Origin of the sequence: Duganella sp. Dugasp56, from assembly GCF_047304105.1 — a bacterium.
Lineage (GTDB): Bacteria > Pseudomonadota > Gammaproteobacteria > Burkholderiales > Burkholderiaceae_D > Rugamonas > Rugamonas hordei.
In genome coordinates, this window is sequence record NZ_JBGLYQ010000022.1 from 66,159 (window position 1) to 89,896 (window position 23,738).

At 64.2% G+C, this 23,738-nt stretch carries 23 protein-coding genes and 1 pseudogene; 9 read left to right on the plus strand and 15 right to left on the minus strand.

What is annotated here, in order from left to right; genetic code table 11:
- Nucleotides 1–82 precede the first annotated feature (82 nt).
- A complete protein-coding gene (locus ACCD07_RS16775) occupies nt 83–1,948 on the plus strand; it encodes a flagellar assembly protein A (protein ID WP_413448002.1) in 1,866 nt (621 codons plus the stop codon).
- On the opposite strand, the gene ACCD07_RS16780 is transcribed toward ACCD07_RS16775, so the two are convergent.
- A complete protein-coding gene (locus ACCD07_RS16780) occupies nt 1,945–2,847 on the minus strand; it encodes a LysR family transcriptional regulator (protein ID WP_413448003.1) in 903 nt (300 codons plus the stop codon). The two genes, ACCD07_RS16775 and ACCD07_RS16780, sit on opposite strands and share 4 nt — an antisense overlap.
- Before the next feature lie 83 nt (nt 2,848–2,930).
- Between ACCD07_RS16780 and ACCD07_RS16785 the strand changes: the two genes are divergently transcribed.
- Nucleotides 2,931–3,677, plus strand: a complete 747-nt coding sequence (locus ACCD07_RS16785; protein WP_413448004.1) for a sulfite exporter TauE/SafE family protein — start codon at nt 2,931–2,933, stop codon at nt 3,675–3,677.
- Here ACCD07_RS16785 and arfB read toward each other — a convergent pair.
- A complete protein-coding gene (gene arfB / locus ACCD07_RS16790) occupies nt 3,667–4,056 on the minus strand; it encodes an alternative ribosome rescue aminoacyl-tRNA hydrolase ArfB (RefSeq protein WP_413448005.1) in 390 nt (129 codons plus the stop codon). The two genes, ACCD07_RS16785 and arfB, sit on opposite strands and share 11 nt — an antisense overlap.
- Nucleotides 4,053–5,132: a CaiB/BaiF CoA transferase family protein gene (locus ACCD07_RS16795; RefSeq protein WP_413448006.1), complete on the minus strand. Its 1,080-nt coding sequence runs from the start codon at nt 5,130–5,132 to the stop codon at nt 4,053–4,055. Before ACCD07_RS16795 ends, arfB begins: the two co-directional genes overlap by 4 nt.
- 126 nt (nt 5,133–5,258) lie before the next feature.
- Between ACCD07_RS16795 and ACCD07_RS16800 the strand changes: the two genes are divergently transcribed.
- On the plus strand, nt 5,259–5,774 hold the full coding sequence (locus tag ACCD07_RS16800; RefSeq protein ID WP_413448007.1) for a chemotaxis protein CheW: 516 nt from the start codon (nt 5,259–5,261) through the stop codon (nt 5,772–5,774).
- Here ACCD07_RS16800 and ACCD07_RS16805 read toward each other — a convergent pair.
- The 4 genes from ACCD07_RS16805 to ACCD07_RS16820 form a co-directional block, all read right to left on the minus strand.
- A complete protein-coding gene (locus ACCD07_RS16805; RefSeq protein WP_413448008.1) occupies nt 5,771–7,744 on the minus strand; it encodes an ATP-binding cassette domain-containing protein in 1,974 nt (657 codons plus the stop codon). The genes ACCD07_RS16800 and ACCD07_RS16805 overlap by 4 nt on opposite strands.
- 51 nt (nt 7,745–7,795) lie before the next feature.
- Nucleotides 7,796–8,683: a 50S ribosomal protein L3 N(5)-glutamine methyltransferase gene (gene prmB / locus ACCD07_RS16810; RefSeq protein WP_176651737.1), complete on the minus strand. Its 888-nt coding sequence runs from the start codon at nt 8,681–8,683 to the stop codon at nt 7,796–7,798.
- A gap of 61 nt (nt 8,684–8,744) precedes the next feature.
- Nucleotides 8,745–9,878, minus strand: coding sequence for a succinyl-diaminopimelate desuccinylase (gene dapE / locus ACCD07_RS16815; protein ID WP_413448009.1), 1,134 nt, complete (start codon nt 9,876–9,878; stop codon nt 8,745–8,747).
- Between the two features lie 3 nt (nt 9,879–9,881).
- On the minus strand, nt 9,882–10,235 hold the full coding sequence (locus tag ACCD07_RS16820; protein WP_176651735.1) for an arsenate reductase: 354 nt from the start codon (nt 10,233–10,235) through the stop codon (nt 9,882–9,884).
- Between the two features lie 233 nt (nt 10,236–10,468).
- Here ACCD07_RS16820 and ACCD07_RS16825 point away from each other — a divergent pair, with 233 nt between their 5' ends.
- Nucleotides 10,469–10,630, plus strand: a complete 162-nt coding sequence (locus ACCD07_RS16825) for a hypothetical protein (RefSeq protein ID WP_176651734.1) — start codon at nt 10,469–10,471, stop codon at nt 10,628–10,630.
- Here ACCD07_RS16825 and ACCD07_RS16830 read toward each other — a convergent pair.
- From ACCD07_RS16830 to dapC, 3 genes are read right to left on the minus strand one after another with little or no spacing between them, the layout of a single operon-like run.
- Nucleotides 10,627–11,769, minus strand: coding sequence for a PilT/PilU family type 4a pilus ATPase (locus ACCD07_RS16830; protein WP_176651733.1), 1,143 nt, complete (start codon nt 11,767–11,769; stop codon nt 10,627–10,629). The two genes, ACCD07_RS16825 and ACCD07_RS16830, sit on opposite strands and share 4 nt — an antisense overlap.
- Nucleotides 11,770–11,828: 59 nt before the next feature.
- Complete coding sequence (gene dapD, locus ACCD07_RS16835) at nt 11,829–12,656, minus strand: 2,3,4,5-tetrahydropyridine-2,6-dicarboxylate N-succinyltransferase (protein WP_176651732.1); 828 nt, start codon at nt 12,654–12,656, stop codon at nt 11,829–11,831.
- Between the two features lie 14 nt (nt 12,657–12,670).
- Nucleotides 12,671–13,885, minus strand: coding sequence for a succinyldiaminopimelate transaminase (gene dapC / locus ACCD07_RS16840; RefSeq protein ID WP_176652130.1), 1,215 nt, complete (start codon nt 13,883–13,885; stop codon nt 12,671–12,673).
- Between the two features lie 142 nt (nt 13,886–14,027).
- Here dapC and ACCD07_RS16845 point away from each other — a divergent pair, with 142 nt between their 5' ends.
- The gene (locus ACCD07_RS16845) at nt 14,028–15,866 is read left to right on the plus strand and encodes a DUF4153 domain-containing protein (RefSeq protein WP_413448010.1); all 1,839 of its coding nucleotides are present in this window, start codon (nt 14,028–14,030) and stop codon (nt 15,864–15,866) included.
- Nucleotides 15,867–15,878: 12 nt separating this feature from the next.
- Here the strand turns inward: ACCD07_RS16845 and ACCD07_RS16850 are convergent, their stop codons facing one another.
- Complete coding sequence (locus tag ACCD07_RS16850) at nt 15,879–16,250, minus strand: MerR family transcriptional regulator (RefSeq protein ID WP_176651731.1); 372 nt, start codon at nt 16,248–16,250, stop codon at nt 15,879–15,881.
- Between the two features lie 78 nt (nt 16,251–16,328).
- On the opposite strand from ACCD07_RS16850, the gene ACCD07_RS16855 reads away from it, so the two are divergent.
- Complete coding sequence (locus ACCD07_RS16855) at nt 16,329–16,793, plus strand: hypothetical protein (protein WP_413448011.1); 465 nt, start codon at nt 16,329–16,331, stop codon at nt 16,791–16,793.
- Here the strand turns inward: ACCD07_RS16855 and ACCD07_RS16860 are convergent.
- A pseudogene (locus ACCD07_RS16860) lies at nt 16,747–17,802 on the minus strand (hypothetical protein); the annotation flags it as partial. The gene ACCD07_RS16855 and the pseudogene ACCD07_RS16860 sit on opposite strands and share 47 nt — an antisense overlap.
- A 138-nt stretch (nt 17,803–17,940) precedes the next feature.
- Complete coding sequence (locus ACCD07_RS16865; RefSeq protein ID WP_353402964.1) at nt 17,941–18,864, minus strand: LysR family transcriptional regulator; 924 nt, start codon at nt 18,862–18,864, stop codon at nt 17,941–17,943.
- Nucleotides 18,865–18,957: 93 nt separating this feature from the next.
- Here ACCD07_RS16865 and ACCD07_RS16870 point away from each other — a divergent pair, with 93 nt between their 5' ends.
- Nucleotides 18,958–20,124: a mandelate racemase/muconate lactonizing enzyme family protein gene (locus tag ACCD07_RS16870; protein WP_413448012.1), complete on the plus strand. Its 1,167-nt coding sequence runs from the start codon at nt 18,958–18,960 to the stop codon at nt 20,122–20,124.
- Here ACCD07_RS16870 and ACCD07_RS16875 read toward each other — a convergent pair whose 3' ends face one another.
- Nucleotides 20,125–20,691: an isochorismatase family protein gene (locus ACCD07_RS16875; RefSeq protein ID WP_176651727.1), complete on the minus strand. Its 567-nt coding sequence runs from the start codon at nt 20,689–20,691 to the stop codon at nt 20,125–20,127. It abuts the gene before it with no gap.
- Between the two features lie 65 nt (nt 20,692–20,756).
- On the opposite strand from ACCD07_RS16875, the gene ACCD07_RS16880 reads away from it, so the two are divergent.
- Nucleotides 20,757–21,368 carry a TetR family transcriptional regulator gene (locus tag ACCD07_RS16880; protein ID WP_176651726.1) on the plus strand — a complete coding sequence of 204 codons (612 nt, stop codon included), beginning with the start codon at nt 20,757–20,759 and terminating at the stop codon, nt 21,366–21,368.
- An 11-nt stretch (nt 21,369–21,379) separates the two neighbouring features.
- Here ACCD07_RS16880 and ACCD07_RS16885 read toward each other — a convergent pair whose 3' ends face one another.
- Nucleotides 21,380–22,369: a membrane dipeptidase gene (locus ACCD07_RS16885; RefSeq protein WP_176651725.1), complete on the minus strand. Its 990-nt coding sequence runs from the start codon at nt 22,367–22,369 to the stop codon at nt 21,380–21,382.
- A 110-nt stretch (nt 22,370–22,479) separates the two neighbouring features.
- On the opposite strand from ACCD07_RS16885, the gene ACCD07_RS16890 reads away from it, so the two are divergent.
- Nucleotides 22,480–23,730, plus strand: a complete 1,251-nt coding sequence (locus ACCD07_RS16890; protein WP_176651724.1) for a DEAD/DEAH box helicase — start codon at nt 22,480–22,482, stop codon at nt 23,728–23,730.
- Nucleotides 23,731–23,738 lie beyond the last annotated feature (8 nt).

Sequence of the window (23,738 nt, forward strand, 5' to 3'; positions counted from 1 at the left end):
AACATTAAAAAAGTGAAGGCGCGCCTGCTTGTTCACGCAATGAGCATGCAATGCACCGACGTACATTATCCTGGGGACTACTGTGTCAGACGACGCTACGGCGCTGGAACAAATTGCTGATGGCGAGCTTCCGTCGGCCATCGTCAAGCGTGCGGACGGAGTGTATTTCGAGACCGGCGCTTCGGCGGTATCCTGCCTGTCGGCGGTGAGCCAGATTTTTCTCAGCAGCGCCTATTTCTCCAACCTGGACTACGCGGTCTTCACCAAGCTGCTGTACAACTGCGGACCCGACCTGCCGGAGAACGTGGTCAACAAGCCGCTGATACGCTTCGCCAGCAGCATCGAGCCGTTCTATCCGCAGCGCCGGGGGCTGTACAAGTCCGTCAAGATCATCAACGGCGAGGCCGAATACTATTTCGAACCGGTGTTCTTCGAGGTGCCGGACATGCCGTCGCAGCCGGCCCGGCTCAACTTCGACGAATTCGTTTCCGACATGTGGGTCAAGGGCATACGCTTCGGCATCGACGCGCCGGTGGTGCGCGACGTTATCGTCACCGGCCGCGTGGCCCGCGTCATCGTGGCGCGGCGGCTGAACGCCACGCCGGGGCGCGACGCCACCATCGTCGAGGTGTCGCAGGACATCCATCGCAGCAACGCGCCGCGCGAGAAATCGGACGGCAAGCTCGATCTGCAGGCTTTCCAGAACCGCTTCCCGCAGGTCAGGCCCAACGTCAAGCTGTTGCGCAAGGTGCCGCGCACGGCCGGCGTGCGCGGCTTCGAGCTGTCGGGCATCGTGCTGGAACCGCCGGTCTCCAGGGACATCGAACTGAGTTCGGTGGCCGGCGAGGGAACGGTGATCGAGAACCTGCGCGACGGCGAGTTCCTGGTGTCGGCGGTGGAGGGCTTCCTCAGCGTGGATCCGGGCACCAAGCGCATTTCCATCGGCCCCAAGATCATCAGCCGCGAAGGCGTGAGCGCGCGCACCACCGGCAACCTGCTGCTGACCGGCGAGTACGAGGAGTTCGGCGACGTGCAGGAGCAGCGCTCCGTCGACGGCGGCAACATCACCATTCACGGCGACGTGTTCGGCATCATCAATTCACGCGGCGGCGATATCGTCCTGAGCCGCAACCTGATGGGCGGCACCTGCACCAACGTCGACGGCGGCATACGGGTGCAGGGCGTGGCCTCCGGCGCCGTGCTGCAGACGAAGCGGGGCGAGGTGACGCTGGCGCGCGCGGAAAGCTGCATCATCTCCGGCACGCGGGTGGTCATCGGCGAAGCGAGCAACTGCGAGATCATGGCCGAGGAGGTGATCATCAAGATGGCCGAGGGCTGCGCCATCGCCGCGCGCAAGATCGAGATCACCAGCGCGGGGCCGCGCAAGCAGCACGAGATGCTGCTCTATACGCTGGTGCCCGATACGTCCAAGTTCGACAAGAAGATCGCCGAGCTGCAGCCCAGGGTGCAGCAGGCGGAGCGCGAGGCCAATCTGCGCAAGGCGGAGATCGACGCGATCACAGGCCAGACCGAGGTGCGCAACTACCTGACGCTGGCCACGCGCGTGCGCAAGCGCGAGGTCACGCTGACGCCGGAGCAGGAGCCTCTGTTCCAGAAGATGGCGGCGGCCGTGGGGCCTTCGCTGAAGGCGGTGGCGAAGATTTCGCTGGCGATGAAGGCGGCGCAGGTGCAGCAGGAGCAGGCGCAGGAAGAGGTCAACCAGGTGCAGCGGCAGAAGACGTCCGTGATGCGCGGTTCGCGCTGCGTGGTGCATATGCTGACCGGCGACGTGCTGCTGCGGACCATGGCCTTCGTGCCGGAAGGAGCGGCGGCGCACGACCGGCCCGCCAAGGAGGTCAAGGCCAAGGTGCGCACCACGGCGGCGGGCATGACGACGATCTTCTCCGGCAGCACCGGTCCGATCGAGTGGGCGCCGGAGACTGACTAAGGGGTGGCCTGCCGCAGCGCCGAGACCAGCTCGCGCGCATGGCGTGGCAGCGCGGCCAGGTCGCGCACGCAGACCAGCAGTTTGCGCTTCGCCCAATCATCGCTTACTTTCAACACCAGCAGCTTGTCGGCGGCGGCGTTCCTGCGCGCGGCCGTCTCCGGCATCAATGCCAGGCCAACGCCGCTGGCCGCCATGCGGCATACCGCCTCGAAGCTGCGCAGCCTGATTTTGCAATGCATGCGCAATCCCAGCCGGGAGGCCTGTTCCGCCGCGTAGCGCTGGAAGGCGCTGTCGCCGGCCAGGCCGATGAAGTCGTACGCCAGCGCGTCGGCGTAGTTGATGCTGCGCCGGTTCCTGTTCTGCTTTGCCAGCGGATGGCTGCGCGCCATCACCAGCGCCAGCGCATCGTCGCGGAAAGCGAAGGTTTGCAGCGCCGAGGCGTCGACCGCGTCGCTGACGATGCCGATGTCGGCTTCGCCATCGGTGACGGCCTGCACGATGTCGCGGCTGAGGCGTTCTTCCAGGTCGATGCCGAGTTGCGGATGCGCGGCGAGGAAGGCGGCCAGCGCGTCCGGCAGGAATTCGGTCATCGCCGAGGTGTTGCACAGGAGCCGGATGCGGCCCTTCAGGCCCGACGCGAATTCCGCCAGGTCGGCCTGCATGCCGTCCACCTGGCGGGCGATGGCGCGGGCGTGGTGCAGCAGCGCGCGGCCGGCTTCGGTCGGTTCGGCGCCGCGCCGTCCACGCCGCAGCAGCGGCACTGCCAGCGCTTCCTCCATGCCGCGTATGCGGGCGCTGGCCGAGGGCAGCGCCAGATGCGCCAGCCGGGCGCCGGCGGTGATGCTGCCGCTTTCGGCGATATGGACGAACAGCTTCAGGTCGGTCAGGTCGAAGCGCATGATGTCAGCCTATGGTTTTACCTAAGTCTGACTGAGTATATTCCAGATTTTCAGGCGCCGCGCGCAAGGGCAGAATGGTGCGCATGGATACTTCGCTTATATTTGTCGCACTGGTGTTTGTGTTGGCCGGCATGGTCAAAGGCGTGACCGGCATGGGCTTGCCGACGGTCGCCGTGGCCTTGCTGACGCTGAAGATGTCGCCGCTGGAGGCCGCCGGCCTGCTGATTGTGCCTTCGTCGATTACAAATGTCTGGCAGCTGGCTGCGGGGCCGGCGCTGTATCCGCTGTGGCTGCGCATGCGGACCCTGCTGCTGGCGGTGTGCGCGGGTACTGCCGCCGCGGCATGGATCGCCACAGCGGTCCCGGCTGCGGAGGCATGGAGCGGGGCGGTGCTGGGGCTGGCGCTGGTGGGCTACGGCGTGCTGGGTTTGACCGGCTGGCGCTGGCATGTGGCGCCGCGCGCGGAAGCGTGGGCCGGGCCGCTGGCGGGCGCGGCGACGGGTGTGATGGCCGGCGTCACCGGGGTGTTCGTCATGCCGGCGGCGCCGTATCTGCAGGCGCTGGCGCTGGAAAAGGATGAGCTGGTGCAGGCGATGGGATTGGCCTTCACCGTCTCGACGCTGGCACTGGCCGTCATGCTGGCTTGCCGCAGCGAGTGGCACGCGTCGGTGGCGGGCAGTTCCCTCCTGGCGCTGCTGCCGGCGGGCGGCGGCATGCTGCTGGGGCAGTGGTTGCGCGAGCGCCTGCCTCCCGCCTTGTTCCGCCGCTGTTTCTTCGTCAGCCTGCTGGCGCTGGGCGCCCATCAGTGCCTGCGGACTTTTACAAACTGACTTTGCCGCGCAGCTGTTTGCGCTCGCCGTCCTTGGTCTTGCCGTCGAGCCGCTTGCGCTGCGAGCTGCGGGTCGGCCTGGTGGCGCGGCGCACGGTTGGCAGCACGGCCACGCTGTCGACCAGCTCCTGCAGGCGGCGCAGCGCATCTTCCTTGTTGGCTTCCTGGCTGCGCGACTGCTGCGCCTTCAGCACCACCACGCCATCCTTGGTGATACGGCTGTCGCGCAAGGCCAGCAGGCGTTCCTTGATATGCTCGGGCAGCGACGACGACGTGATATCGAAGCGCACGTGCACCGCGTTCGACACCTTGTTGACGTTCTGACCGCCGGGACCCTGTGCGCGGATCGCGGTGAACTCCACTTCATTCACGTCGATCACGGCTGGAACCTCACCGGCTGCGCCAGCGCCCACGATTCGCCCTCGGTCTCGTGGCGATGGCGCGCCACCATGCCGCGCGCGGCGAACAGCGGATGCAGCAAAGCTTCTTCCGTGCGCAGCACCGGCGACACGCAGCAATCGGCCGGCGCGAACGCCTCGGTCCACTGCGCCAGCGTGCGGGTGGCGAAGATCGCCGACAATTCATCCTTGAGCGCCATCGCATCCTCGCCGCCGACCTGCTGGCCCAGTTGCCAGTGGCGCGTTTTCAAATCCGGCCGGCCCAGCACATCGCAGCAACCCTGCCAGAATTTCAGCTCCAGCGCGCCAACGGCCATGTAGCGGCCGTCGGCGGTGCGGTAGACGTTGTAGCAGGGGACGCCGCCGCTCAGCAGGTCGCGTCCGGGTTGCGCCGCGGCGCCATTGTTCACCGCCACCAGCGGCATCAGGTTGTGCGCCAGCACCGCGTCGGTCATCGAGACATCGACGAAGCGTCCGGCGCCGCCCATCTTCACCGCCACCAGCGCCGCCAGGATGCCCTGCAGCGCCGACTGCGCGCCGCCCAGCAGATCGCCCACCTGCAGGTTCGGCAGCACCGGCACGCCGTCCGCGCCGGCGTTCTGGTCCAGCATGCCGGCATAGCCGATGTAGTTGATGTCGTGTCCCGCCAGCTGGGCAAAGGGGCCGTCCTGGCCATAGCCGGAAATCGCGCACATCACCAGCTTCGGGTTGCGCTGTTTGAGCGTCTGCCAGCCCAGGCCCAGCTTGTCCATCACGCCGGGGCGGAAGCTCTCGACCAGCACGTCGGCGGTTTCCACCATCGCCAGCAGCTGCTCGCGATGGGCCGCGTCCTTCAGGTCCAGCCGCATCATCCGCTTGCCGCGATTGACGGCGACGAAGAACTGCGACACCTCGTTGCGCACCGGCCCCATGACGCGCGCGTAGTCGCCGGCGCCGGGATCTTCGATCTTGATCACCTCCGCGCCCATGTCCGCAAGGTGCATGGTGGCGACGGGACCGGGCAGCAGCCGTGTCAGATCAAGCACGCGTATGCCGTTGAGGGGGAGTTGAGGGTTCATGTGCTGATTGTAGCAAACCTGCAACCGCGCTCCCGGTGATTGTTGATAAGGGTCAACGCTGGGCAAAGGGGGCGAAGGTAGGATGGCACATGCCTGTTACCGCACGTCCTGGACGAAAGGATCATCATGCCGTCATCGAAAAACCAATGCGCCAGCGCGGATTTCGCCACCAACGCCGTCAGCAGCGCCGGCCTGTGCGCGCCAGGCCAGTATCTGGTGTTCCGGCTCGGCGGTCTCGATTATGCGCTGGACTTCGGCAAGGTGCAGGAGCTGCGGCCGTTGAAGGCATTGGAGCGCTTCTCGTCGGAAGGCGAGATCGTTGAAGGGGTGGTGGTGTCGCGCGGCGTCATCATGCCGATCGTCGACATGCGTATCGCCTTCGGGCCGAGGCCGCCGCAGCACGATCCGCTGACGGACGTGATCATCCTCAAGCTGACCAGTTGCGTGATGGGGATGGTGGTGGATGGCGTGACCGACATCGTCTCGCTGTCGCTGGGGCAGATCCAGCCGATACCCGGTGCCGGCGCGGTGGATTACCTGCTCGGCATCGGGGAGGTGGACGGACGCCGTTTGATCGTGGTCGACATCGATAAGCTGATGTCGATCCGAAAGGTGCAATTCGGCGCCCGTCAGGCAGCTTAAGCCAGTGCTTCCAGCTGTTCCTGCAATTCCAGCCATTCCGCTTCCAGCTGGCCCAGGTCCTTGGTGAAGAAGGACTGGTCGGCCAGCAGCTGCTTCAGCTTGGCCTTGTTGGCCGCTTCGTAGATGGAAGACTCGCCCAGTTGGGCATCCACGTCGGCTTTCTGCGCGCTGCGCTTGGCGATCTGATCGTCCAGGCGCTTGATCTTCTGCTCCAGCGGCTTGCGCAGCGTGGCCAGGCGCTGGCGGTCTTCCGCCTGCTGGCGCTTCTGGTCCTTGCTGACCGCGACCGGCGCCGGGGCGGTCGGCGGCGCGACCGGCGAAGTCACCGGGAAATCGGTCTTGTTGGCCTTGCCCGCAGCCGGCAGCACGTCGGTGCCTTTCCCCAGCTTGGTCTTGAACAGCCAGTCCTTGTAGTCGTCCAGATCGCCGTCGAACGGCTGCAGCTTGCCGTCGGCGACGATGATGAATTCGTCGGTGGTGGCGCGCAGCAAGTGGCGATCGTGCGACACGACGACCAGCGTGCCCTCGAACTGCGCCAGCGCCTCGGTCAGCGCCTCGCGGGTTTCCAGGTCCAGGTGATTGGTCGGTTCATCGAGCAGCAGCAGGTTGGGGCGCTGCCAAACGATCAGCGCCAGCGCCAGGCGGGCCTTCTCGCCGCCGGAGAACGGCGCGATCGAGCTGGTGACCATGGTGCCCGGGAAGTTGAAGCCGCCCAGGAAGTTGCGCAGCTCCTGCTCGCGCACGGTCGGTGCGATCTTCGCCAGGTGCCACAGCGGCGATTCGTCGTGACGCAGCATCTCCACCTGGTGCTGGGCGAAGTAGCCGATGTTCAGGCCCTTGCCCATGGTGGCGTCGCCGGTCAGCGGCGACAGTTCGCCGGCGATGGTCTTGATCAGCGTCGATTTGCCGGCGCCGTTCACACCCAGCAGGCCGATACGCTGGCCGATCTGCAGCGAGAACTTGATCTTGTTGACGATGGTCTTGTGAGTGATTTCGCCGGTCGCGTCGTCTTCGATCTTGTAGCCGGCGTCGACGTTCTCCATCACCAGCAGCGGATTCGGCGCGCTGAGCGGCTCACGGAATTCAAACGAGAATTCGGCAGCGGCGCGCAGCGGCGCCAGCTCTTCCATCTTGGCCAGCGCTTTCATGCGGCTCTGTGCCTGGCGGGCCTTGGAGGCCTGCGCCTTGAAGCGGTTGACGAACGATTCCAGGTGGGCGCGCTTGCGCTGCTGCTTTTCCAGCGCGCCGGCGGCCAGGATCATCTGCGCCGCGCGCTGACGTTCGAAGGACGAGTAGTTGCCCGAGTAGCGTTTCAGCTTGCGCTCGTCGATGTGCACCACCACGTTCACCACTTCATCGAGGAAGTCGCGATCGTGGGAAATGATCAGCAGCGTGCCGGCGTAGCGTTTCAGCCAGTCTTCCAGCCAGATGATCGCGTCCAGGTCCAGGTGGTTGGTCGGTTCATCGAGCAGCAGCAGGTCGGAAGGGCACATCAGCGCCTGCGCCAGGTTCAGGCGCATGCGCCAGCCGCCGGAGAAGCTGGCGACGGGTTGCTGCATCTGGTCGATCGAGAAGCCAAGGCCCAGCAGCAGCTGTTCGCCGCGCGACTGCACGGTGTAGGCGTCGGCGTCGGCCAGCGCGCTGTAGATCTCGCCGATGGCGATGCCGTTCTCGGACGATTCGGGCTCCGCTTCCAGGCGCGCCAGTTCCGCTTCCAGCTTGCGCAGCGTGACGTCGCCGTCGATGGCGTAGTCGAGCGCCGCGCGGTCGAGCGGCGGGGTTTCCTGCGCTACGTAAGCGACGCGCCACTTGGCCGGGAAATCGATCTCGCCCTGGTCCGGGTGCAGCTCGCCGCGCATCATCGCGAACAGGCTGGATTTGCCGGCGCCGTTGGCGCCGATCAGGCCGATCTTGTCGCCGGGGTTGAGAGTGACATCGACCTGTTCCAGCAGCGGCTTAATACCGCGCATCAGGCTTACTTGAATAAAGCGAATCATTTGTTCTTGTTCTTTACAGAGGGGTTACAGCTTCAGCTGGTCGGCGGTCAGCAGGAAGACCATGTCGTCGCCATTGCTGGTGGTGAGCCAGGTCAGGCCCAGTTCACCGAAGGCGGCTTCGGCATATTCGCGCTCGTTGCCGATTTCGACGATCAGGATGCCGTCGTCGGTCAGGCGTTCGGCGGCGCCGGCGACGATCTTGCGCACCAGGTCCATGCCGTCCTTGCCGCCGTCGAGCGCCATTTCAGGCTCGGCGCGGTATTCCATCGGCAGCTTGCTCATCGACGCCGAGTTCACATACGGCGGGTTGGTGATGATCAGGTCGTACTTCTTGTCCGGCACGTTGGCGTACAGGTCGGACTGGATCAGCGTCAAACGGTCTTCCAGCTTGTAGGTGGCGACGTTCTTCTTCGCCACTTCCAGCGCGTCGGCCGACAGGTCGACCGCGTCGACATGGGCGTCGGGGAAGGCGTCGGCCAGCATGATGGCCAGGCAGCCGGAACCCGTGCACAGCTCCAGGATGTTGCCGACGTTTTCAGGCTCGTTGACCCACGGCGCGAAGTATTCCGGGATCAGCTCCGCGATGAAGGAGCGCGGCACGATGGTGCGCTCGTCGACGTAGAAGTTGTAAGTCCCCAGCCACGCCTCGTTGGTGATGTAGGCGGCCGGCACGCGCTCGTTGGTGCGGCGGTCGATCACGGCCAGGATGGACGCGACTTCCTCGGGCAGCAGCGTGGCGTCCAGGAACGGATCCAGGCGGTCCAGCGGCAGCTTGAGCGTGTGCAGGATCAGGTAGGCCGCTTCGTCGAAGGCTTCGACACTGCCGTGGCCGAAGAACAGCTTGGCGGTGTTGAAGCGGGTGACGGCGTAGCGCAACAGGTCGCGCGGCGTGGTGAAAGGAGTCGTGTTCATGGCTATCTCGGTAAAACAGTAATCGGTGCGCGCACGCCGCGCCGCTGGACCGCCGCCGGGCTTAGGCCAGCAGGTTTTCCAGCGTTCGGCGATAGATATTCTTCAGCGGATCGACAAAACGCAGCTCGATATGCTCGTCGATCTTGTGGATACTTGCGTTGGGAGGCCCGAATTCTATCACTTGAGGGCAGATCTGAGCGATAAAGCGCCCATCCGAGGTGCCGCCGGTGGTGGAAAGTTCGGTATCGACGCCGGTTTCGGACTTGATCGCGGCCGACAGCGCATCGCTCAACGCGCCGCGCGGCGTCAGGAACGGCAGGCCGCTCAGCGCCCATTTCAGATCGTAGTGCAGGTTGTGCTTGTCCAGGATGGCGTGCACGCGCTTCTTCAAGCCCTCGTGGGTGCTGGCGGTCGAGAAGCGGAAGTTGAAGTCGATGATCATCTCGCCGGGGATGACGTTGTTCGCGCCGGTGCCGCCGTTAATGTTCGACATCTGCCAGGAAGTCGGCAGGTAGTACTCGTTGCCTTCGTCCCAGCGTTCGGCCACCAGCTCGGCCAGCGCGGGCGCGGCCAGGTGGATCGGGTTCTTGGCCAACTGTGGATAGGCGATGTGGCCTTGCACGCCCTTGATCGTCAATTTGCCGGACAGCGAGCCGCGGCGGCCGTTCTTGATCATGTCGCCCAGGGTTTCGTCCGAGGTCGGCTCGCCGACGATGCAGTAGTCCAGCGTTTCGCCGCGTTCCTTGAGCATATTGCAGACGATGACTGTGCCGTCGGTGGCCGGGCCTTCTTCATCGCTGGTGATCAGGAAGGCGATCGAGCCCTTGTGGTCGGCGTGTGCGGCGATGAACTCTTCGCAGGCGACGACGAAGGCGGCGATCGAGGTCTTCATGTCGGCGGCGCCGCGGCCATACAGCTTGCCGTCGCGGTGGGTCGGATTGAAAGGCGCCGAGCGCCATTGGTCGACCGGGCCGGTAGGCACCACGTCGGTGTGGCCGGCGAATACCAGCACCGGCGAGGTCGTGCCCTTGCGCGCCCACAGGTTGGTCACGCCGTTCGATTCGATGGTTTCGCAGGCGAAGCCCAGCGGCGACAGCAAATCGATCAGGTGCTGCTGGCAGCCTTTATCGTCCGGGGTGACAGAGGAGAGGGCGATCAGCTTTTCGGTCAGCGCCAGGGTCTTGGAAGGAGTCATTGTTCAGAGGTCGAAGATTTGTTTGTACTGGGCGTCGGAGAAGGAAACGGCGAAGGTGCCGTCCTTGTCCAGCACCGGGCGCTTGATCACGGACGGATTTTCCAGCATCAGCGCGATGGCCGATTCGTCATCGACGATGGAAGCCTTGCGCTCGTCGGACAGCGCGCGCCAGGTCGTGCCTTTTTTATTGACCAGCACATCGCGCGACAGGTGCTGGAGCCAGCCGGCGACGATCTCGCGCGTCAGGCCCTGTTTTTTAAAATCGTGGAACACAAAATCCTGCTGCGCGCCGGCCAGCCAGACGCGGGCCTTTTTGACGGTGTCGCAGTTCGGGATGCCATAGAGGGTGGTAGTCATGTGCTTGAATTCGGATGAAGACGGCGGAAGGCCGACAGAATACCATGTCTGCGTCCCGAAATCCCGCCGGCAGCCCCATAACGGCCTCCAGCTATGTCGATTTGGTATCTCTGCTGATCGAAATGGCATTGGTGGCTGCCGTCTCCATTGCCTACCATGGATTGGGCGGCTTGATCCTTGCAAGGGACTGATGGCAGCCTTACAAGACATTTACCATGATCAGGAGCCGCAGGATGGAATTGCAGAAGAAACCGACCAAGGAACAGATCCGTAACTACCTGGGCGAGCGACAGGCGCAACACTGCCCGCCGCCGTCCACTGTCGATATCCGTCGGCAGCTGGGTTGGGGATTGGTGCAAACAGTGGAGGAGGAGCGGCGCGAGATTCCTGGCTAGGTATTTAACGTGAACTCGGTGAACGAGGCTTCGTCCGGCGAGGCCTTGGTTTCCGGCTCGGCCTGGGCGTTCTTGCTGTCCGGGCCATTATTGAGGAGCCACAGCAGGTTGGTGGCGGAATCGGCGTTGGCCAAGGCCTCGTCCTGGCTGATCAAGCCGTCCTGCACCAGCTTCAATAACGCCAGCTCGAACGATTGCGAGCCGGGCGACATGCTCTTCTCCATCGCTTCCTTGATCTGGCCGATTTCGCCTTTTTCGATCAGGTCCGAGATGTAGCGGGTGTTGACCATGATTTCCACCGCAGCCGTGCGGGTGCCGCCGTTGATCGAGCGGACCAGCCGCTGCGACACGATGGCCTTGACCGTCGACGACAGATCCTGCAGCAGCGCGGCGCGGTTCTCGATCGGATAGAAACTGATGATACGGTTTAGCGCGTTGTAGCTGTTGTTGGCGTGCAGGGTCGCCAGCACCAGGTGGCCCGACTGTGCGTAGGCCAGCGCCGCCGCCATGGTTTCCTTGTCGCGGATCTCGCCGATCAGGATGCAGTCCGGCGCCTGGCGCATCGAGTTGCGCAGCGCGGTGTAGAAGTCCTTGGCATCGCTGCCGATCTCGCGCTGGTTGACGATGGATTTCTTGTTCTTGAACAGATACTCGATCGGGTCTTCCAGCGTCAGGATATGGCCGGAGCGCAGTTCGTTGCGGTGGTCCAGCATCGAGGCGATGGTGGTCGACTTGCCGGAGCCTGTCGAGCCGACCAGCAGCAGCAGGCCGCGCTTTTCCATGATCAGGTCCGCCAGTACAGGCGGCAGCTGCAGGTCGGTCAGCGCGGGGATGGTGGCCGGCACGAAGCGGAATACGGCGGAGATGGTGCCGCGCTGCTTGAACGCCGACAGGCGGAAGCGGCCCATGTTCGGCACCGATACGCCCATGTTCAGCTCATTGGTCGTGGCCAGTTCTTCCATCTGCTCGGGCGAGGCGATTTCCGCCAGCAGCGAGTGGATGTTTTCCGGTTCGAGCTTTTGCTGGTTGATGGGGATCAGGTTGCCGTTGATTTTGATGTGTACCGGCGAATTCACCGCGAAGAACATGTCCGACGCGTTTTTTTCCTTCATCAGCTGGAACAGGCGATCCATGGCCATGGCACTCTCCTCAAAATCAAAAAAAACGGGGACTGCGGCCAGTCCCCGGTTCCCGCCGCTTAGATACCGCGCAACAGTTCGTTGATGCCGGTCTTGGCGCGGGTCTTGGCATCCACGCGCTTGACGATGACCGCGCAGTACAGCGAGTACTTGCCGTCTTCCGAAGGCAGGTTGCCCGACACGACCACCGAACCGGCAGGCACGCGGCCGTAGGTTACTTCGCCGGTGGCACGGTCGTAGATCTTGGTCGACTGGCCGATGTACACGCCCATCGAGATCACCGAGTTTTCTTCGACGATGACGCCTTCGACGATCTCCGAACGGGCGCCGATGAAGCAGTTGTCTTCGATGATGGTCGGATTGGCCTGCATCGGTTCCAGCACGCCGCCGATGCCGACGCCGCCCGACAGATGGACGTTCTTGCCGATCTGCGCGCACGAACCGACGGTGGCCCAGGTATCGACCATCGCGCCTTCATCGACGTAGGCGCCGATGTTGACGTAGGAAGGCATCAGCACCACGTTTTTGGCGATGAAGGAGCCGCGGCGCGCGACTGCTGGCGGCACCACGCGGAAGCCGCCCTTGGCGAAATCTTCGGCGGTGTAGTTGGCGAACTTGGTCGGTACCTTGTCGTAGAACTGCATGGTGCCGTCGGAAGGCATCTGCACGTTGTTCTCCAGGCGGAACGACAGCAGCACGGCTTTCTTGACCCACTGGTTCACAACCCAGTCGCCGCTGGTTTTTTCGGCCACGCGGATGCTGCCGGCATCCAGACCCGCGATCACGTGCGAAACCGCGTCACGCAGTTCGGCGGTGCCGTTGCCCGGGTTGATGTTGGCGCGGTCTTCCCATGCCTGGTCGATGATGTTCTGAAGTTGTTGGCTCATGATGTTCGATCTATTTATTTGTTAAGGGACTTGCAGAATTGGACGATGCGCTGCGCAGCTTCCAGGCCTTCTTCCGTCTCGGCGACCAGCGCCATGCGGATGCGGTTGCGGCCCGGATTGGCGCCGTGGGCGTCGCGCGCCAGATAGCTGCCCGGCAGTACCGTGACATTATATTCGGCGTAGAGGCGCTGGGCGAATTCAGTGTCCGACAGGCCGGTCTGGCTGACGTCGGCCCACAGGTAGAAGCCGGCGTCCGGCAGTTCCACTTGCAGCACCTCTTGCAGCAACGGCGTGATGGCGTTGAATTTGGCGCGGTATTTTTCGCGGTTCTGTTCGACGTGGGTTTCGTCGTTCCAGGCCGCGATCGAGGCAGCTTGCACGGAAGGGCTCATGGCTCCGCCGTGATAGGTGCGGTACAACAGGAATTTTTTCAGGACGTCGGCGTCGCCGGCCACAAAACCCGAGCGCATGCCCGGCACGTTGGAGCGCTTCGACAGGCTGCTGAACACCACCAGGCGCGCGTAAGGCTTCTCGACCGTGGACAGGCCCAGCGTGTGGGCCGCTTCCATCGCGCCCAGCGGGGCCTGGTCGCCGTGGTAGATCTCGGAGTAGCACTCGTCGGCGGCGATGACGAAGTTGTAGCGCTCGGACAGGGCGAACAGGTTCTCCCAGTCGGTCAGCGTCAGCACGGCGCCGGTCGGATTGCCCGGGGAGCACAGGAACAGCAGCGATACGCGTTCCCACACCGAGGCCGGGATGCTGTCGTAGTCGCAGCCGAAATTGCGGGCCGGGTCGGAATTGACGAAATACGGCTCGGCGCCGGCCAGATAGGCCGCGCCTTCATAAATCTGGTAAAACGGATTCGGGCTGATCACCAGCGACTTGGCCGCCGGGTCGATCACGGTCTGGGCCAGCGCGAACAAGGCCTCGCGCGAGCCGTTCACCGGCAGCACCTGGGTGGCCGGATCCAGCTTGGGGATGCCGTAGCGGCGTTCCAGCCAGCCGGCGATGGCGCCGCGCAGCGCGTCCGAGCCGATGGTGGTCGGATAGCTGGCCAGGCCGTCGACATTGTCGATCAGCGCCTGCTGGATGAATTTCGGCGTAGGATGCTTCGGTTCGCCCATGCCAAGGCTGATCGCCTTGTGTCGCGGACTGGCGGTGACCTGCGCGAACAACAGGCGCAGTTTTTCGAACGGATAGGGTTGCAGCTTGTCGAGATGTGGATTCACGTGGCGGACCGGAGGCGGATCGTTGGAAAAAATGACGGTATAGCCTGTCATTATAGCGCCTCGGCCCGGGGAAGGGCAGGTAGTGGACAATGTCAAATTATCAAAGTAACCTGATTGATAATTGAGCCTATATAGAGTAAGGATGACCATGCAACCATCGGACGTGGACAAGGACGAACTGGCGCCGGGCGTGAGCCGGCGGGTGATGGCCGCGCGGCTGGCGACCGGCCTGGTGCAGGGCCTGCTGCTGTATTGGCTGTACAACGCCAGCAAGAGCGTGCTGTGGCCCGCCACGGCGCCCTACGTGATGGTGCCGTTGACGCTGCTGGCCCTGATCCTGCCGGTGCTGCTGATCTCCAGCCTGGGCCATCTGGCGCCCCGCAAGGCGGGAGCATGGCTGCTGGCGGCGCTGGTCGTGCTGCTGGTGATGTCGCTGCACGACGCCTGGCGCGGGCAGTATGCCCGTCCCTTCCTCGGCAACCTGGATGGCAAGGCGGTGTATTCGCCGTCGGAGATACTGGTGTTTTTCAGCGTGGTGTTCTTCTTCATCGCGCACGCGCTGGTGCTGTCCGGCGTGCAGGATCGCCGGCGCGTGGCGAGCTACGGCACATATTTCGAGACCGCGTGGAAGCTCGGCATCCAGCTGATGTTCTCGGTGTTCTTCGTCGGCGCGATGTTCATGGTGCTGTCCATGGGGGCGGAACTGTTCATGCTGGTCAAGCTCGATTTCCTGCGCAAGCTGCTGCGGGAATCGTGGTTCGTGGTGCCGGTGGCTTGCTCGGCCTTCTCCTGTGCGATGCACATCACCGACGTGAAGCCTGCCATCGTGCGCGGCATCCGCAGCCTGGTGCTGGTGCTGATGTCGTGGATATTGCCGGTGGCGGTGCTGATGGTGGCCGGCTTCCTTTGCAGCCTGCCCTTTACCGGGCTGACCGCGTTGTGGGAGACCCGTCATGCCACCTCGGTGCTGCTGGCCGCCGCCGCCGTGCTGGTGGCGCTGATCAACGCGGCGTTCCAGAACGGCGACGCCACCGTGCCCCTGCCTTTGCGGGTGAGCGCGCGCACGGCGGCGATCCTGATCTTGCCCATCACGCTGATCGGCATATACGCGCTGGGCCTGCGCGTGGGGCAGTACGGCTGGACCTCGGACCGCGTGATCGCCGCCGCCTGCCTGCTGGTGGCGTCGTGCTACGCGGTCGGCTACGCCTGGGCGGCCTACAAGTACGATACCTGGTTGCAGCCGATCGCCATGGTCAATGTCATCGCAGCATTCCTGGTGCTGGCCGTGCTGCTGGCGCTCTTTACGCCGATTGCCGATCCGGCGCGCATCGCCGTCAGCAGCCAGATGGCGCGGCTAGCGAAGGGCAAGACCAAGGCCGGCGAATTCGATTTCCGCTACCTGCGGTTTGAAGGCGGGCGTTATGGCCAGGCCGCGCTGGAAGAGCTGAAGCAGCGCACCACCGGGCCGGATGCCGAACTTCTGCAGCGCGAGGCCGCGGTGGCGCTGGCCCTGGAGCCGAAAGATCGCTGGCGCAAGCCGGAACGCTTTACCGCGCCGGTCTCGATCGCCGACAATCTGAAAGTCTGGCCGGCCGGGACGCAATTGCCGGCCAGCTTCCTGGAGCAGAAATGGGATGCCGTGGCGGACAACGAAAAGCCGGACTGCCTGACCAGGAAGGAAGGCAAATGCGACGCGTTCATCGTCGACGTGGACGGCGACGGCAAGCCGGAAATCCTGGTGGTGGAGTTGCAGCCCTCCTATAGCGACGGCGTACTGTTTTCGGAAAGCGCCGATGGCAAATGGGGCGTGATCGCGACCATGGCACCTCACGATCCGAGCTGCAAATCCTTGATGGACAAGTTGAGACAGGGCGAATTCAAGATCGCCGAGCCGCGCCTGAGGGAATTGGACATAGGCGGGCGCCGGGTGGCCTTTGTGCCGAAGTTCTCCATGAAGGACGCCTGCGAGTCGATCAAGTAGCATCAAGCAGCATCAAGCAGCCGGCGCGGCCTGCAGCGGACAGTCCTGCATGTTCTCGCCAAGGCGGCGCGCCAGTTCGCCGCGCAGCGCGTGCAGGCCCTCGATGCGCTGGTCGATGTCCTCCAGCTTGCGCTCCAGCGCCGCCCGCAGCTGGGGCGCGGAGGATTCCGGTTCTGCCAGCAGCGGCAGGTCGGCCTCGATTTCGGCCAGGCTGAAGCCCAGCGTCTGCGCCAGGCGGATGTAGCGCAGCCAGTCCACCGCCTCGGGCGGATAGTCGCGATAGCCGTTGGCGCTGCGCCGTGCGCGCAGCAGGCCGCGCTTCTCGTAAAAGCGCAAAGTGTCGCGGCTCAGCCCCGTGGCGCTGGCGATTTCCCCGATTTGCATGCTCCGGCTCCAAATATCGTTTGACCCTGGAGTGTACTCCAGGCTTTAGCATGGCTGTACCTTATCACAGGAGCCAACATGCTTGCAGCGACCACCTTCCGCAAAATCGTCCTCGGCAGCGCCATCTACGACCTGGTCGTGACGGCGCCGTTTGCCACGCCGTGGAGTTTCGCCTACGCCCACGCCCATCTGGACGACATCAACCGGCAGCTGGGCGGCGCGGCGCTGCCCGCGTTCGCGCCGTTTCACGTGCTGTTCGCCTGCCTGCTGGGCAGCGTGGTGCTGGTGTGGGCGCTGCTGCGCATCACCGATCCGCAGCAGCGCTTTGGCCGATTCGACGGCGTTGCGCGGCTGCTGTTCTCCACCTGGATGATCTGGACGCTGACCGTCACCGGCGCGCCGCTGCTTTGGCTGTTTATCGTGCCGGAGATGGCTTTTTGCGTGGCGCAGTGGCTGCCGGTACGTTCTTGCGGCGCGATGCCGCCAGCACCAGCAGACCTGCCAGCAGCATCGCCGTTGTCGCCGGTTCCGGCACGGGACTGAGCAGGAATCCGTGCAATATCCCGGTCCCGGTGTTGATGGCCGAGCCGACGATCTGCCCCTGGTCGTTGACGCCGTAAGCGTAGTTCAATACCCATCCCTCAGCGGCCAGGGGGGAAGGCAGCAAGGCATTCAGGTCGATCGTCGCACCGCCGTCCCACAGCGTGGCGTGTATATTGCTGTCCCCCGCGATGCTGGAATAGCCGACGACCTGGCCGCTGTTGTTCAGCGCGTAGGCGCCGCTGAAATTGCCCAGCGCGCCAAGAACCGTAGCGGTTCCGTGGTCCCAGACAACCGCACGGCTGTTGTCGGTGCCCGGCAATCCGGAAAAGCCGGCAACGATGCCCGCCTGGTTAATCGCGTTGGCGACGCTGTAGCTTCCACCCAGGGTGTCCAGGTTGACTACTGAGCCGTTGTTCCATAACGTGGCGCGCAATTGTCCGTCGGCGTCGCTGGCGGCGCCGACGATCATGCCGGCGTCATTGATGCCGCGGGCGTAGCTGGTACTGCCTCCCAGCGTACCCAGGTCAGTAATGGAATGGGCGGTCCACATCACGGCATGGACCGCGTTGTCGCCGGGACCCAAGGCCTCGCCGGCCATCAGCCCGGTATGGTTGATCGCGAAGGCCGCTCCACCGCTGCCGCCCAGCGTGCCCAGGTCCACCGCCGTGCCGCCAACCCATCGCACCGGACGGAACGCGCCGGCAGCATTGGCCGAATAGCCGACCATCTGGCCGACGTCGTTCAAGCCGAAGCCCTGGCTCCAGGCGCCGCCGAGCGTGCCAAAGCTGGTCTTGTTATTGCCGTCCCAAATTGTGGCGCGGTAGGTGTTGTCTTCCGCGCGGGCGGCATAGCCGGCGATCTGGCCATTGTTGTTGATCCCGGTGGCGACGGAATAGGTGCCGCCCCAGGTGCCGAGGTCTGCGTAGGTATAGCCGTTGGTGGCGCTGGCCAGGCAGGAAGTGCACGCCAGAAGCCAGCCGGCGCAAGAGCGCAGGTATGAGTGAGGCACGGTATCTCCTGTCGGTTCGGTGGTCGATGACGGTCGGGATAGATGAATGCCTGACGGTGAGCGTGCGCCGCCATTGATGATATCTTAAAGATAAATTTATAATTTTGCTCATCAAATTGGCTATCGTGCGGCCAACTATCAATAGTTGCGGCGGCGCCGGCTGCCGACGTCGGCCGGTATGCTCGCCGCCAGGAAGTCGATGAAGGCGCGCACGCGGGCCGGCTGTTGCTGGCGGCTCGGATAGTAGGCGTACAGGTCGGCCGGGGGGAGGGTGTAGTCGCCCAGCACCACCTGCAGGCGGCCGCTGTCGAGGTACTTGGCCGCGTCCCACTCGGAACGCAGCAGGATGCCGTGGCCGTCCAGCGCCCAGCCCAGCACCACGTCGCCGTCGTTGCTGGACAGGCCTCCGTGCACCTTGACCGTTTCGGCCTTGCGGCCTTTCTCCAGCTTCCACGTGCTGTGGGTGTCGTTGTTCTGGCGGTGCAGGATGCAGCGGTGCTGCAGCAGATCCTGCGGCAGGCGCGGCACGCCGTGGCGCTTCAGGTAGGCCGGCGAGGCGCACAGGAAGCGCTGGTTCGACATGATCTTGCGCGCGCCCAGCCGCGTATCCGGCAGCTCGCCGAAGCGGATGCCGAGATCGTAGGCGTCTTCCACCAGGTTGATGGCGCGGTCGGTCAGCTGCAGCTGCACCTCCACATCCGGATAGCGGCGCGCGAAGGCGGAGACCAGCGGCGCGATGGTCGTGCGGCCGAATCCCAGCGTGGCGTTCACCCGCAGTAGGCCCTTGGGCGCGGCGCGGCTGCTCGATACCGATTCCTCCATGTCGCGGATGTCGCCCAGGATGCGCGCCGCCTGCGACAGATAGGTCTCGCCTTCGCTGGTCAGGCTGACGCGCCGCGTGGTGCGGTTCAGCAGTCGCACACCGAGGCGTTGCTCCATCAGCATCAGGCGCTTGGTGACCGCGGGCGGCGTGATGCCCAGCTCGCGCGCGGTGGCGGCCAGGCTGCCCAGCTTCGCCAGCAGCACGAAGAAGGACAATTCGGAGACGATGTCATTATTCACTTGAAGTATATAAAGGAATTAATATCGGTGAATTATACGATTGTATTTCAAGAGTAAGCTTGGGTTCATTCTTAGCCCACCGGAGACAGCAGCATGAAAATCGTCGAAATTCGCGAAAAGACCATTCCGATCAGTTCCCCTATCCGCAACGCCTACATCGACTTCAGCAAAATGACGCTAAGCCTGGTGGCGGTGATCACGGACGTGATCCGCGACGGCAAGCCTGTGGTGGGTTACGGTTTCAACTCGAACGGCCGCTATGGCCAGGGCATGCTGATGCGCGAACGCTTCATCCCGCGCATCCTGGACGCCGATCCGGTCTCGCTGATGAACGACGCCGGCACCAACCTCGATCCGCACAAGGTGTGGAACTGCATGTACACCAACGAAAAGCCCGGTGGCCATGGCGAACGCTCGGTCGCCATCGGCACCATCGACATGGCGATCTGGGATGCGGTGGCCAAGATCGAAGGCAAGCCGCTGTTCCAGTTGCTGGCGGACCGCTACGGCAACGGCACGCCGGACAAGAAGATCTTCGTCTACGCCGCCGGCGGCTACTACTATCCCGGCCAGAGTCACGACGCGCTGAAGGATGAAATGCGCAGCTATATCGACCGCGGCTACACGGTGGTGAAGAAAAAGTTCGGCGGCGCCTCGCTGGACGAGGATTTGCGCCGCATCGACTCCATCCTCAGCGTGCTGGGCGACGGCCAGAAGCTGGCGGTGGACGCCAACGGCCGTTTCGATCTGGACACCGCCATCGCCTACGCCAAGGCGCTGTCGAAGTACGATCTGTTCTGGTACGAGGAGGCGGGCGATCCGCTGGACTTCGAGCTGCAGGCCACGCTGCGCAACTACTACGACAAGCCGATGGCCACCGGCGAGAACCTGTTCTCGATGCAGGACGCGCGCAACCTGATCCGCTACGGCGGCATGCGCGCCGACCGCGACTGGCTGCAGTTCGACTGCGCGCTGAGCTACGGCCTGGTCGAGTACCTGCGCACGCTGGACATGCTGCACGAGCATGGCTGGTCGCGCAAGCGCTGCATCCCGCATGGCGGCCACCAGATGTCGCTGAATATCGCGGCCGGCCTGGGCCTGGGCGGCAACGAGTCGTATCCGGACCTGTTTCAGCCGTTCGGCGGCTTCCCGGACGGCGTGAAGGTCGACAACGGCTATATCACGATGCCGGACCTGATCGGCATCGGTTTCGAAGGCAAGGCCAACCTGTACGCCGAAATGAAGGCGCTCAGCGCCTGATCACAGCGCCGCCAGTACCTCGGCCGTACTGCGTACATGGCCGAGGATGGGGAATATGCCTTGCACCGAAAATTGGTGCATCTCCGCTTTGATGCTGGACATCGCGTCGTGCGCGAACACCAGCGCATAGCCCTGATCGGACGCCGCGCGCGCCGTCGATTCGACGCCGAAGTTGGTGGCGATGCCGCCCATGATGATGGTGCGGATGCCACGGCGGCGCAATTGCAGATCCAGATCCGTTCCATGAAACGCACCCCATTGGCGTTTGGCGATCACGATGTCTCCCAGTTGCGCGCCGGCCTGCGCCACCAGTTCCGAGGCTTCCGGTGGCAACGGCGGGGCGTTTGGATCGCGGGCCACCGAGATATCGGCCGGCAGGCGCAGTAGCTCGTTCACCAGCACCCGCACGTACACCACCGTGCCGCCCTTGGCGCGCAGCGCTTCCGCCAGCCTGGCGCTATTTTCCACTACTACCTGAGATGAATGCGGCGCCAGTTCGCGGCCGACGTTGCTGTTTTGCAGATCGATCAACACCAGCGCGGTGCTGGATGGGTGTATGGTCAACATGGTATTACTCCTAATGTGAGGATGCCCTCAGATAATTATAAATCGAATTCGGATATAATGTGAGGATGCCCTCAGATATTAAAGAAACCTCAAGGCGCAAGCCGCAGCAACTGCGCGGCGAGCAGCGCATGGCCGCCATGCTGGACGCCGCGGCCGGCGTCTTTGCCGAATCGGGATTCGACGCCGCCACCATGACGGCCATCGCCGAGCGTTCCGGCTCGTCCATCGGTGCGCTGTACCAGTATTTTCCGAACAAGCTGACACTGGCGCGTGCGCTGCGGGAACGCTACGGTGACGAGATGTCGCGACGCTGGACCGGCCTGGTGGCCGATGCGGCGCAATTGAGTATCGTGGCGCTAGTGGATCGCATCTTTGATTTGATGATCGGCTTTTTCGACGAGCACCCGGCCTATTTCACGCTGTTGAACGCCACACTGGGCTATCAGCGCGATGCCGGAGCGCGCCAGCGCCTGCGGGCTAAACTGGGCGCCGTGTTAAGGGAGAAGAAGCCCGAACTGGACGAGGCGGAGGCGCTGCGACTGGCGAACGTGTCGCTGCAGATCGTCAAGGGGCTCAATCCTCTTTACGAACAGGCCAGCCCCGCCGAACGGCGGGAACTGGTGGCCGAATTCAAGCTGGCGCTGGCCAGCTACCTGAAGGTCCGGTTGCACAGATAGCCGCAGCAACATCAGGCGGCTTTTTGCAGGGCCAGCGGCCGGCTCCACACCTGCTGCGCCACGCGCATCATGTTGCGGCCCATGACCAGCTCCGCCTCGGAGTCGGTCATGCCCACCTTGCGCAGCGCGGCGGCCAGCTGGCGCCAGACTTCCGGCGGCGTGAAGGTCGGCGGCCGGTCCGCGCTATAGCCGGCGGAAGCCGGCCACCAGTGGCCAGGATCGAAGTCGCCGGGCGGCGTGTCGTCCAGGGCCGGCTGCTGGAAGCAGATGTCGAGGCCGATGCCGGCGTGCGATACGCCGACCAGGTCGGCGATGTAGGCGGCATGGCGCGCCACGTCGTCGGCGCCGGGATTTTCCTTGCCGAGGAACCAGGACAGGCCCGATACGCACACCACGCCGCCGGTGGCGGCGCAGGCGCGGATTTGCTCGTCGGTGACGTTGCGGCCGTGCTCCACCAGCGTGTAGGGATTGGCGTGGCTGAAGATCACCGGCTGCGTGGAGGCGGCCATGATCTCGAGGCTGCACAGCCGGCCCGTGTGCGAGCAATCCATCAGGATGCCGGCATCGTTCACCGCCGCCACCATGCTGTGGCCCAGCGGCGTCAGGCCGCGCGGCACGTCGTGGCAGCCGCCGGCGACGCTGTTGTTGCGGTTGTAGGCGAAGTGGATCTGGCGCACGCCCAGCCGCGCGTACAGCGCCACCATTTCAGGCTGGTCCAGCAGCGGCATCGAACCCTCGAGGTCGAACGTGATGGCGATGCGGCCATCGGCGGCGGCCTGGATGATGTCGTCCACGGTGGAGACCAGCACATAGCGGTCCGGGTCCGATTCGATGGTGGCGCGGTAGCCGGCGATCACCGACATCACCTGGGAAATGGGATTCATGTCGGCGCCGACGTTGAGCGAAACGTAGTTCACCCCGGCGGCATGCAGGCGCCGGACCGGCGTGAAATCGGCCTGCGGGTGTTGCGGCAGGCAGGCGTGGGCGTCCCAATTGATCATGTCATTTTTCTTTATCAAAAAAGCTATGTTCCCACGAATGGCTGTCCAGGGCAAATCCCGTTCGGTGCATGCTTTATACTGTCGGCAAATTCATACTATTTAAGGCCGACATGTCTTTTTCTTCGCTGGGCCTTGCTCCCTCACTGATCAACGCCGTGACCGAAATCGGTTACCAGGAGCCGACCGCCATCCAGAGCGCCGCCATTCCCGCCATTTTGCGCGGAGAGGATGTGCTGGGCGCGGCGCAGACCGGCTCCGGCAAGACGGCCGCCTTCGCGCTGCCGCTGCTGCAATCGCTGCTGGACAACCGCAACGGCCCGCGCCAGCTGCACAGCCTGATCCTGGTGCCGACGCGCGAACTGGCGGCGCAGGTGGGCGAGTCGATCCGCAAGCTGGTGGCCCATCTGCCGATGCAGGTCAAGGTGTCCATCGTATTTGGCGGCGTGTCGATCAATCCGCAGATGATGGCCCTGCGCGGCGGCGCCGATATCGTGATCGCCACGCCGGGACGGCTGCTGGACCTGATCGACCACAACGCGCTGAAGATTTCGCGCACCGCGATACTGGTGCTGGACGAGGCGGACCGCCTGCTGGACCTGGGCTTCAGCGAAGAACTCAACCGCATCCTCGAGCTGCTGCCCAAGCAGCGCCAGAACCTGTTCTTCTCGGCGACCTTCCCGCCGGAGGTGCAGGCGCTGGCGGACGGCATGCTGCACCAGCCTGCGCGCATCGAGGTACTGTCTGAGCCGGTCAGCAAGCCGGACATCGCGCAGCGCGCGATCATGGTCGACGTGCCGCGCCGGACCATGCTGCTCAAGCACCTGATCCAGGAGCACAAGTGGAGCAGGGTGCTGGTGTTCGTGGCGACCAAGTATGCGGCCGAGCATGTGGCCGATAAGCTGAACCGCAACGGCATCCGCGCCGGCGCCTTCCATGGAGAGTTCAGCCAGGGGGCGCGCACCGAGGTGCTGGGCGACTTCAAGGCCAGCCGCCTGCAGGTGCTGGTGTCGACCGACATCGCCGCGCGCGGCATCGATATCGCCCGTTTGCCGGCGGTGGTCAATTATGATTTGCCGCGTTCGGCGGTCGACTACACGCACCGCATCGGCCGCACCGGCCGGGCCGGCGAGAGCGGAGTGGCGATCAGCTTCGTCAGCGCGGAGACGGAGCAGCATTTCCGCCTGATCGAGAAGCGCCAGGACATGCTGCTGCCGCGCGAGCAGATCGCCGGCTTTGAAGCGGTGGAGACGCTGCCGCCGGCGCCGGCCAATTCAGTCACCGATACCGTCAACGGCGGCATCAAGGGCAAGCGCAAGAGCAAGAAGGACAAGCTGCGCGAAGCGGCGGCAGCCGGAAAATAAGGCGCCGC